This window comes from Pseudonocardia sp. SID8383, from assembly GCF_009864975.1.
Classification (GTDB): Bacteria; Actinomycetota; Actinomycetes; order Mycobacteriales; family Pseudonocardiaceae; genus Pseudonocardia; species Pseudonocardia alni.
On record NZ_WWFY01000587.1, the window covers coordinates 1 to 10,518 of the forward strand.

The following is a 10,518-nucleotide window of genomic DNA, read 5'->3' on the forward strand; positions in this document are numbered from 1 at the left end:
GACCAGCGCCGCGTCCAGCTCCAGCCGCGTGACGACCCGGTTCGGCCGGGCCGCGGTGCGGTGCACGACCCGGCCCTGGGGGGTGCGCAGGCGCAGCCGCGGTGCCGCGGCGCCGAGGGCCCGGACCCCGGTGGCACCCAGCTCGTCGAGCAGGTCGAACACCTCGGCCGCGACGCCGTCGCCGCAGGTCTTGTCGCGGGGGAAGGCCGCGGCGTCGAGCAGGAGCACCGACGCCGACGGCCGCAGCCGCAACACGTTGAGTGCCGCGGCGCAGCCGGCGGGACCGGCCCCGACCACGACGACGTCGTAGGTGGACATGGCGCCATTGTCCCCTCCGCACCCGGGCGGAAACGGCTCGCCACCGCCCGCCCGGCCGTGGTGCACTCGCACACCGCCACCCCGTCGCCCGGCCGCGCCGTGTGCCGGCGCCGCGGGTGGGCGCGTCCGTCACGTACCGAGGAGCACGCTGTGACCACCGAGCCGGCCGCCGGCCGCGACGCCGAGCGGCTGCCCGCCGGAGCCCTGCTGATCATCTCCCTGCTCGTCGGCTCGGCGTTCGTGATGATCCTGAACGAGACGATCATGAGCGTGGCGCTGCCCGCGCTGATCGCCGACCTGCGGGTCACCCCGGCCACCGCGCAGTGGCTGACCAGTGGGTTCCTGCTGACGATGGCGGTGGTCATCCCGATCACCGGCTACCTGCTGGGGCGGTTCCCGCCGCGGGCGGTCTACCTCGCCTCGATGGGCCTGTTCAGCACCGGGACCCTGCTGTGCGCGGTCGCGCCGGCGTTCGGGTTCCTGCTGGCCGGGCGGGTCGTGCAGGCCACCGGCACCGCGGTGATGATCCCGCTGCTCATGACGACGATCCTGCGCCTGGTCCCGGCGAGCCGCCGCGGGCAGACGATGGGCACGATCTCGATCGTCATCGCGGTGGCGCCCGCGGTCGGCCCGACGCTGTCCGGGGTGATCCTCTCCGCGCTGGGCTGGCGCTGGATGTTCTGGATCGTGCTGCCGATCGCGCTGCTCGCCCTGGTCGCGGGGGCGCTGCGGCTGCGGGTGGCCGCGGAGACCACGCGGGCCCCGCTCGACGTCGCCTCGGTCCTGATCTCGGCGGTCGCGTTCTCCGGGATCGTCTACGGGCTGTCCGCGATCGGCGAGTCCGCCGCCGGGGGCGCGCACACCGCGGTGCCGCCGTGGGTGCCGCTGGTGCTCGGGGCGGTGGCGCTGGCGGTGTTCGTGCACCGCCAGGTCCGGCTGCAGCGCGGCACCGGCACGGCCCCGCTGCTGGACCTGCGCCCGTTCGCGGTCCGCCGGTACTCGCTGTCGCTGGTGCTCGTCGCGACCGGGTTCATGTCGCTGTTCGGCGCGATCATCCTGCTGCCGCTCTACATCCAGGAGGTGCTGGGCGACAGCGCGTTCGTCGCCGGCCTGGTGGTGCTGCCGGGCGGGCTCGTGATGGGGCTGCTGGGCCCGTTCGTCGGCCGGGCCTACGACCGGGTCGGCGCCCGTCCGCTGGTGCTGCCCGGGTCGGTACTGCTCGCGATCGTGATGTGGGGGTTCACCACCCTGGCCGCGGCGACGCCGATCTGGCTGGTCGTGGTGCTGCACGTGGGCCTGTCCGCGGCGCTGGCGCTGATGTTCACGCCGCTGATGACCGACGCGCTCGGCTCGCTGCCCGGCGAGCTGTACTCGCACGGCAGCGCCATCCTCACCACGCTGCAGCAGGTCGCCGGCGCGGCGGGGACGGCGCTGTTCATCACCGTGATGACGCTGGCCTCGGCCGGCGCCGGCGTCGACGCGGCCGGGGTGCACGCGGCCTTCCTGGTCGCGGCGGGCGTGTCCCTGGTGACGGTGGTCGTCGCGCTGGCCGCGTCCCGCCTGCCGGCACCCGCCGCGGCCCCGCAGGACGCCCGGGCCTGAGGCCCGCCCGCCGGGTCAGCGGGTCGCGGTCCTCCCGGTGGTGCCGGCGGGGGCGGGGACGTCCGGGTCGTCCAGCCCGTCGCGGGAGGTCTCGCGCAGGGCGAGCACCGACCCGACCGAGACCAGCGCCAGCGCCCCGATCACCGCCGACAGCGTCCCGGTGCCGAACCCGGCGGCCTGCAGCGACGCGAACAGCACCGGCGAGAGGCCCGCGCCCATCCCGGAGATCTGGTAGCCCAGCGAGGCCCCGGTGTAGCGCGAGCCGGTGGAGAACATCTCCGAGTACAGCGCCGCGGACGGCCCGAACCAGGCCGCGTGCGTCACGCCCTGACCGACCACCACGGCGAGGGTGAGCAGCACCGCCGAGCCGGTGTCGATCATCGGGAAGACGGCGACGCACCACAGCCCGGTGGCGACCGCCCCGCCCAGGACGACCGGCCGTCGTCCGACCCGGTCCGACAGCGCGGAGAAGCCGATGATCCCCACGATGGCGACCAGCGAGGACAGCGTCAGCGCGTTCAGCACGGTCTGGCGCTCGAACCCGGCACCGACGGCGTAGGAGATCAGGAACGTGGTGAGCGTCCCCTGCGCGACGAAGGCCCCGAACCCCACGCCGACGGCGAGCAGCAGGTTGCGCGGCCGGGACAGCACCTCCAGCAGCGGGGCGCGGGCCGGCGTCGTCGGCTGTGCGGCGGCCGCCGCGGCGAACACCGGGGTCTCGGTGACCGACAGCCGGACGAACAGGCCGATGCCCAGCAGCACCACGCTCAGCAGGAACGGGATCCGCCAGCCCCAGGTCAGGAACGCGTCCCCGGTCAGCGACGCCGACAGCGCCAGCACCAGCGTCGACAGCACCATGCCGCTCGGCGCGCCCGCGTTGGTGAAGCTCGCCCACAGCCCGCGCCGCGACGACGCGTGCTCGGCCGACATCAGCACCGCGCCGCCCCACTCGCCGCCGACCGCGATGCCCTGCACGACCCGCAGGACGATCAGCAGCACCGGGGCCAGCGCGCCGACCTGCGCGTAGGTCGGCAGCAGGCCGATCAGGGTGCTCGCCACGCCCATCACGACCATGCTGATGACCAGCATCCTCTTGCGCCCGACGCGGTCCCCGAAGTGGCCGAACACGATCCCGCCGAGCGGGCGGGCCAGGTAGCCGGTGGCCAGCGTGCCGAAGGCGGCGACGGTGCCGACCAGCGGGTCGAGGTCGGAGAAGAAGACCGCGTTGAACACGACGGCCGAGGCCGTCGCGTACAGCAGGAAGTCGTAGTACTCGATCAGGCTGCCGAGGTAGCTCGACAGGACCGCGCGCCGGCGCTGGGTCGAGGAGAACCGGGGGTGCGTCATCGCAGCTCCCTGCCTTCCGTGAGATGGAAAGCAGCTTTATAGCAAGTTACTTGTGATCAGCGCCACGATCGTTAGGATCGCACACGTGACGGATGCGGCGTCGGTACCGACGGGGACGCGGGGACAGCGGCTGACCTACCTGGTCAAGCGTCTGCAGATGGCCGAGCGGGCCCGGATGGAGGAGGCGCTGCGCCCGCTGGGCGTGACGCTGGCCCAGTACACCGCGCTCAGCGTGCTGGAGCGCCGCGGCGGGCTGTCCTCGGCGCAGCTCGCGCGACGGCACTTCGTGACCCCGCAGGCGATGCAGCAGCTCGTCGCCGCGATGGAGCGCGACGGGATCGTCGAGCGCCGGCCGGACCCGGAGAACCGCCGGATCCTGCAGGTCTGGCTCACCCCGCACGGCGACGCGACGCTGGCCCGCTGCCACACCGCGGCCGGGGTCGTCGAGCGCCGGATGCTCGACGCGCTGGAGCCCGACCAGGCCGAGGTGTTCGCCGACGCCCTCGAACGGTGCCTCGCCGCCCTGGCCGGTCGCGACGGGGTCCCGCCGGACGGCGATGCTTGACCCCATGGCAAGCACCTTGCTATCAACTTGCTTGATATGAAGGAGCGAGGGAGCCCCATGAGCCCGATCACCGGTCCCGGCCTCGGGCTGGGTACCTGGCCCGCCCGCCGCGCGCGGATCAGTCCGCACGCCCCGGCCCTGTCCGACGGGGAGCGGGCGGTCGACCACGCCGGGCTGGCCGGGCGCGCCGCCCGGATCGCCGGCGGTCTGGCGGAGCGGGGCGTCGGGCCGGGGGACCGGGTCGCCTGGCTGGGGGTGAACGCCGTCGCCACCCTGGAGACCTGCTTCGCGGCGTGGCGGCTCGGCGCGGTCGCGGTCCCGCTGAACTACCGCCTGGCCCCCGCCGAGGTCGGCTACATGCTCGACGACTGCGGCGCGACGCTGCTCGTGCACGGCGCCGATGCCGACGACCTCGTCGCCGCGACCGCGCCGCGGATCCCGGTCGTGCGCGGCGTCGAGGACCTCGCCCGCGGGCCCGCCCGCGACGACGCCGGTGCCGGTCTCGACGACCCGGCCGTGCTGCTCTACACCTCCGGCACCACCGGTCGTCCGAAGGCGGCGGTGCTGACCCACGGCAACCTGACCTGGAACACGGTCAACCAGCTCGCCCACGTCGACGTCTGCTCGGACGAGCGCACGCTGTGCATCTCGCCGCTGTTCCACTGCGTCGGGCTCTCCCAGGTCACGCTGCCCACGCTGTTCAAGGGCGGCAGCGTCGAGCTGGTCGCCCGGTTCGACCCGGCGGCGGTCCTGGGCCGGATCGCCGAGGCCGGGATCACCAGCTTCGCCGCCGTCCCGACGATGCTGCAGATGCTGTGCGAGTCCCCGTCGTTCGCGGGTACGGACCTGTCGTCGCTGCGCACCGTGGTCTACGGCGGGTCCCCGGTGCAGGAGCGGGTCGCCAGGGCCTGGCTGGAGCGCGGCGTCGCGCTGCAGCAGGGCTACGGGATGACCGAGGCCTCGCCCGGGGTGCACATGGCGACCCGCGACGGTACGGCCGCGCACCCGCCGACCTCGGTCGGGGTGCCGCACTTCTTCACCGACGTCGCCGTCGAGCGCGACGGCGAGCTCGCCCCCCTCGACGACGAGCCCGGCGAGCTGCTGGTCCGCGGGCCGCACGTCAGCCCCGGCTACTGGAACCGCCCGGACGAGACCGCGGCGTCGCGGCGCGGGGAGTGGTTCCGCACCGGCGACGTGCTCCGGTCCGGCGAGGACGGCTGGGCGTTCGCCGTCGACCGGGTCAAGGACATGATCATCTCGGGCGGCGAGAACGTGTACCCGGCCGAGGTCGAGGCGGTCGCGGTCACCCATCCCGACATCGCCGACTGCGCCGTCGTCGGGGTCCCCGACGAACGCTGGGGCGAGGTCGGCGCGGCCTACGTGCAGCTGCGCCCCGGCACCGTCCTCGACGCCGACGCGGTACGCGCGCTGCTCGCCGGGCGGCTGGCGCGCTACAAGGTCCCGAAGTACGTGCGGTTCGTCGACGAGCTGCCCCGCAACGCGTCCGGCAAGGTCCGGCGCGTCGACCTGCGTGCGGCCGCGGCCGTCGCCGAGGAGCTGTCGTGAGTTCTCTGCCGGAGTCGCTGATCGTGGAACGCCAGGGCGAGGTGGCCGTGCTGCGCCTGTCCCGGCCCCGCAAGCGCAACGCCCTCGACGACGCGACCGTGCTCGGTATCGAGGACTTCTTCGCCCGCCCGCCCGAGGGGGTGCGCGCCGTCGTCCTCGACGCCGAGGGCGACCACTTCTGCGCCGGGCTGGACCCGTCCGAGCTCGGCGACCGCGACGTCGTCGCGGCGATGGAGCACTCCCGGATGTGGCACCGCGCGTTCGCCCGGCTCGCCGAGGGACGGCTGCCGGTCGTCTCGGTGCTCAAAGGCGCCGTCGTCGGCGGCGGGCTGGAGCTGGCCTCGGCCACCCACCTGCGCGTCGCCGAGGACTCCACCTTCTACGCGCTGCCCGAGGGGCAGCACGGCCTGTTCGTCGGTGGCGGCGGGTCGGTGCGGGTGCCGCGGCTGATCGGCGTGCACCGGATGACCGACATGATGCTGACCGGCCGCGTCCTCGACGCCGACGAGGGCCACACGCTGGGCCTGTCGCACTACCGCACCGGCCCGGGGGAGGGCCTGGCCCGCGCCTGCGAGCTGGCCCGCACCGTCGCCGGGAACTCGGCGATCACCAACGTCGCGGTGCTCCAGGCGCTGCCGCGGATCGCCGAGGCCTCCCCGGACCACGGCTTCATGATGGAGTCGCTGGTCGCCGCCGTCGCCTCGTCCAGCGCCGAGGCCCAGGAGCGGATGCGGGCCTTCCTCGACGGCCGCGGCGGGAAGGTGAGCCGGTGAGCGAGCTGCTGCGCCCCGTCGCCGACGACGTCCGGGAGACCACCGAGATCGGCCGGTTCGTCACCGCCGTCGAGCGCGGGCACGGCCTGACCCTGCCCGACTACGCCGCGCTGCACCGCTGGTCGGTGACCGAGCCCGAGGCGTTCTGGTCCGCGGTCGCGACCCACCTCGGCGTCCGGTTCGACACCCCGCCCCGGGCGGTGCTCGGGCGGCGGGGGATGCCCGGCGCCGAGTGGTTCCCCGGCGCGACGCTGAATTACGCCGCGCACGCCCTGGACGGCCCCGAGGACGACGTCGCCGTCGTCGCGTACTCCCAGACCCGCGACCGGGTGGAGCTCACCTGGGGCGGGCTGCGCGAGCAGGTCGCCCGCGCCCGGGCCGGGCTGCGCAGGCTCGGCGTCGGCCGCGGCGACCGCGTCGCGGCGTACCTGCCGAACCTGCCCGAGACCGTCGTCGCGTTCCTCGCGACCGCCTCGCTCGGCGCGGTCTGGACGAGCTGTGCCCCCGAGTTCGGCGCCCGCAGCGTGCTCGACCGGTTCGGCCAGGTCGACCCGGTCGTGCTGCTCACCGTCGGCGGCTACGGCTGGGCCGGGCGCGACGTCGACCGCCGTGACGAGGTCGCCGCCCTGCGCGCCGGGCTGCCCGGGGTGCGCCACGTCGTCGCCGTGCCGTACGGGCCGCACACCGTGCCCGACGCGATGACCTGGGACGAGCTGCTGGCCGCCGACCCGGAGCCGGGCGCCGACCCGGTCCCGTTCGACCACCCGCTGTGCGTGCTGTTCTCCTCCGGCACCACCGGGCTGCCCAAGGCGATCGTGCACGGCCACGGCGGCATCCTGGTCGAGCACCTCAAGAACCACGCCCTGAGCTGGGACCTCGGCCCCGGCGACCGGATCCTCTGGTACTCCACGACCGCCTGGATGATGTGGAACGCGCTGGTGTCCGGGCTGCTGCGGCAGGCCTCGATCGTGCTGATCGACGGCAACCCGGCCCACCCCGACCTCGGGTGGCAGTGGCGTCTCGCCGCCGAGACCGGCGCGACGCTGCTGGGTGCCAGCCCCGGGTTCCTCATGGCCTCGCGCGCCGCGGGCCTGCGCCCGGCCGCCGAGCACGACCTGTCCGCGGTCCGCCAGATCGGCGCCGCCGGGAGCCCTCTCCCGCCGGAGGGCTACCACTGGGTGGCCGAGCAGTTCGGCCCGGAGGTACTGCTCAACGTGGGCAGCGGCGGCACCGACGTCTGCTCCGGCATCGTGCAGGGGAGCCCCTTCCAGCCGGTGTGGTCCGGCGAGATCTCCGGGCCCTGTCTCGGGGTCGACGCCGCCGCCGTCGACGACGCGGGCCGCCCGGTCGTCGACGAGCTCGGCGAGCTGGTCATCCGGGCCCCCATGCCGTCGATGCCCGTCGGCTTCTGGGGCGACGACGACGGCAGCCGCTATCGCGACACCTACTTCGCCACCTGGCCCGGGGTGTGGCGGCACGGCGACTGGGTCCGCTTCTCGGCCGACGGCTCCGCGGTCGTCGCCGGCCGCTCCGACGCCACCCTCAACCGGGGCGGCGTCCGGCTGGGGACCGCCGAGTTCTACCGCGTCGTCGAGGAACTGCCCGAGGTCGAGGACTCGCTCGTGGTGCACCTGGAGGACCCCGCGGGCGGCAACGGTGAGCTGCTGCTGTTCGTGCAGCCCGCCGACGGCACCCCCCTCGACGACGCCCTGGTCACCCGCATCCGCACCGCGCTGCGTGGCGAGCTCACCCCGCGCCACGTCCCGGACCGGATCGAGGCGGTGCCGGTCGTGCCGCGCAACCGCACCGGCAAGAAGCTGGAGGTCCCCGTGAAGCGCATCCTGCTCGGCGCGGCCGTCGACGACGTCGCCTCCCGCGACGTGCTCGCCGACCCGACCGCGCTCGACGCGTTCGTCCACTTCGCCTCCGGGACGCCGGCGTGAGCGCGCCCGGGACCCCCGGCGGCGCCGGTGCCGCGGCCGGGGTCGGCACCGTCGCCGTCGTCGGGACGGGGGTGATCGGCGTCGGCTGGACGGCGCTGTTCCTGGCCCGCGGCCTGCACGTGCGCGCCTTCGACCCCGCACCGGGCGCCGAGGACCGGCTGCGTGCCGACCTCGCCGCGCTCGGCCCGTTCCCCGGCCACGACGGCCCGCTGCCGGTGGCGAACCTGGTGTTCGCCGGCAGCGCCGCTGACGCCGCCGGGCCCGCCGGTTTCGTGCAGGAGAACGGCCCCGAGCGCGAGGACCTCAAGCACACCCTGTTCGCCGAGCTGGACTCCGCCGCCGCCCCCGGCGTCGTGCTCGCCTCCAGCTCCTCGGGCCTCCTGCCGACGACGATCGCCCGCGGCGCCGCCCGGCACCCCGAGCGGGTGCTCGTCGGGCACCCGTTCAACCCGCCGCAGGTCATCCCGCTGGTCGAGGTCGTGCCGGGGGAGCGGACGGCGGAGTCCGCCGTCGAGGCCGCGCTCGCCTTCTACACCGCGCTGGGCAAGCGGCCGGTCCGGCTGCGCGCCGAGGTGCCGGGCCACCTGGCCAACCGGCTGCAGGCAGCGCTGTGGCAGGAGGCGTACTCGCTGGTCGAGCGGGGTGTCGCGACGGTCGCCGACGTCGACGCCGCCATCTCCCACGGCCCCGGCCTGCGCTGGGCGGTGCTCGGCCCGTTCGCGAACCAGCACCTGTCCGGCGGCCCCGGCGGCCTCGCGCACATCCTGGAGCACCTCGGTCCACCCACCGAGCGGTGGTGGCGCGACCTCGGCCAGGTCACGCTCACCCCCGAGCTGGCCGCGACGCTGGTCGACGGCGTCCGCGACGAGCTGGGCGACCTCGACGGCCCCGCGCTCGCCGCCCGCCGCGACAGCGTCCTCGCCGCGCTGCTCGAGGCCAAGTCCCGTACCGAGCTCCCCTGACGGAGGTTCCCCCATGCCCATCGACCTCGCTGCCGTCGACGCGATCGACGTGCACGTCCACGTCGAACAGGACGGCCACGGTTGTCTGGCCCTCGACCAGGAGCTGCTCGACGCCTCGGCGAAGTACTTCAAGGCCGACCAGGACCGCACGCCGACCATCGACGCCATCGCCGAGCACTACCGGGCACGCCGGATCGCCGCGGTGGTGTTCACCGTCGACGCGCCGTCGGGCACCGGGCACCCGCCGCTGTCCAGCGAGGAGATCGCCGACGCCGCCGCGGCGCACGCCGACATCCTCATCCCGTTCGGCTCGGTCGACCCGCACACCGGCAAGGCCGCCGTCGCCCGCGCCCGCCGGCTGGTCACCGAGCACGGGGTCCGCGGCTTCAAGTTCCACCCCAGCCTGCAGGCGTTCGAGCCGAACGACACGCGCTTCTACCCGCTCTACGAGGCCATCGCCGAGCTCGGTGTGCCCGCGCTGTTCCACACCGGACAGACCGGGATCGGCGCCGGACTGCCGGGCGGGCGTGGGATCAAGCTGCGCTACTCGAACCCGATGCTGCTCGACGACGTCGCCGCCGACCACCCCGACCTCACCGTGGTGCTCGCCCACCCGTCGGTGCCCTGGCAGGACGAGGCGATCTCGATCGCCACCCACAAGTCCAACGTGTACATCGACCTGTCGGGCTGGTCGCCGAAGTACTTCCCGCCGCAGCTGGTGCGGGCCGCGAACACGATGCTGCGCCGCAAGGTGCTGTTCGGTTCGGACTACCCGGTCATCACCCCCGACCGGTGGCTCGCGGACTTCGAGACCCTCGAGATGAAGCCCGACGTCCGGCCGATGATCCTCAAGGACAACGCGGTGCGGATGCTCGGACTGGGGTGATCGTCGACGGTGAGGGGTCCGGTGCCGGATGCGGCACCGGACCCCTCGCTCGTGCCGGTCACGGGATCGACGGCCGCCCGGGTTGTCCGGACGGGTTCCCGTACGGCCCGTCGCGTCGTACGTCGTCCCAGGTCAGAGCCTCGAAGCGAACCGGTTCCCGACGTCGTTGACACGATCAGGTGATTCGTTTCGCCCTGTTCCGGCACCGCGGGGCGGGTCGTCCCGGTCCGTACGGAGTAGCCCAGGTCACTCCCCGCGCCCGATCTCGCGGCTCTGCGACCCCGTTCCCATGATGTGGACCTGTCCGGTGTCGAGTTGGCCCGAACGGGTCTGTTTACTGATTCCCATGCACCTCGTCTCCCGGTTCGCGGTTCGGCGCCACGTCGACCTGCGCCGCCAGGCGAGCGCGCTCTGTTCCGGCGTCTGACCGCGCCCGGCTCCCGGGGCGCGCCCGCGCTCCGCCGCACGCCGTCCCCGGCACGGGGTCCGCAGCCGCGGTAGCCACGGGACCGCCCCCCGCACTCCCCGACACCACCGCGCCCCCGCGCGGACCTCC

The 10,518-nt window shown here is 74.5% G+C and carries 9 protein-coding genes; 7 read left to right on the forward strand and 2 right to left on the reverse strand.

The window, feature by feature from the left end; genetic code table 11:
- Positions 1 to 318 (reverse strand): NAD(P)/FAD-dependent oxidoreductase (locus GTW08_RS14300; protein ID WP_237453835.1); only part of this gene is annotated, 318 nt, incomplete at its 3' end.
- Positions 319 to 468: 150 nt separating this feature from the next.
- On the opposite strand from GTW08_RS14300, the gene GTW08_RS14305 reads away from it, so the two are divergent.
- Complete coding sequence (locus GTW08_RS14305) at positions 469 to 1,920, forward strand: DHA2 family efflux MFS transporter permease subunit (protein ID WP_073577194.1); 1,452 nt, start codon at positions 469 to 471, stop codon at positions 1,918 to 1,920.
- A gap of 15 nt (positions 1,921 to 1,935) precedes the next feature.
- Here GTW08_RS14305 and GTW08_RS14310 read toward each other — a convergent pair whose 3' ends face one another.
- Positions 1,936 to 3,267, reverse strand: a complete 1,332-nt coding sequence (locus GTW08_RS14310; protein WP_073577193.1) for an MFS transporter — start codon at positions 3,265 to 3,267, stop codon at positions 1,936 to 1,938.
- A gap of 85 nt (positions 3,268 to 3,352) precedes the next feature.
- Here GTW08_RS14310 and GTW08_RS14315 point away from each other — a divergent pair, with 85 nt between their 5' ends.
- Genes GTW08_RS14315 through couO form a run of 6 tightly spaced genes read left to right on the forward strand, consistent with a single transcriptional unit; the run spans position 3,353 to position 9,962 of the window.
- Positions 3,353 to 3,832 carry a MarR family winged helix-turn-helix transcriptional regulator gene (locus GTW08_RS14315; RefSeq protein ID WP_304580177.1) on the forward strand — a complete coding sequence of 160 codons (480 nt, stop codon included), beginning with the start codon at positions 3,353 to 3,355 and terminating at the stop codon, positions 3,830 to 3,832.
- Positions 3,833 to 3,889: 57 nt separating this feature from the next.
- On the forward strand, positions 3,890 to 5,398 hold the full coding sequence (locus tag GTW08_RS14320; RefSeq protein WP_073577192.1) for an acyl-CoA synthetase: 1,509 nt from the start codon (positions 3,890 to 3,892) through the stop codon (positions 5,396 to 5,398).
- Complete coding sequence (locus tag GTW08_RS14325; protein ID WP_161152041.1) at positions 5,395 to 6,171, forward strand: crotonase/enoyl-CoA hydratase family protein; 777 nt, start codon at positions 5,395 to 5,397, stop codon at positions 6,169 to 6,171. The genes GTW08_RS14320 and GTW08_RS14325 overlap by 4 nt, the downstream gene beginning before the upstream one ends.
- Positions 6,168 to 8,114, forward strand: coding sequence for an acetoacetate--CoA ligase (locus GTW08_RS14330; protein ID WP_073577190.1), 1,947 nt, complete (start codon positions 6,168 to 6,170; stop codon positions 8,112 to 8,114). Before GTW08_RS14325 ends, GTW08_RS14330 begins: the two co-directional genes overlap by 4 nt.
- The gene (locus tag GTW08_RS33000) at positions 8,111 to 9,076 is read left to right on the forward strand and encodes a 3-hydroxyacyl-CoA dehydrogenase NAD-binding domain-containing protein (protein WP_073577189.1); all 966 of its coding nucleotides are present in this window, start codon (positions 8,111 to 8,113) and stop codon (positions 9,074 to 9,076) included. The genes GTW08_RS14330 and GTW08_RS33000 overlap by 4 nt, the downstream gene beginning before the upstream one ends.
- A gap of 19 nt (positions 9,077 to 9,095) precedes the next feature.
- A complete protein-coding gene (gene couO, locus GTW08_RS14340; protein ID WP_083658928.1) occupies positions 9,096 to 9,962 on the forward strand; it encodes a 4-hydroxyphenyl-beta-ketoacyl-CoA hydrolase in 867 nt (288 codons plus the stop codon).
- The last annotated feature ends 556 nt before the right edge of the window (positions 9,963 to 10,518 follow it).

Coding starts and splice junctions, on each gene's coding strand:
- GTW08_RS14320 (WP_073577192.1), top strand. CDS start 3,890: ATGAGCCCGATCACCGGTCCCGGCCTCGGGCTGGGTACCTGGCCCGCC.
- GTW08_RS14310 (WP_073577193.1), bottom strand. CDS start 3,267: ATGACGCACCCCCGGTTCTCCTCGACCCAGCGCCGGCGCGCGGTCCTG.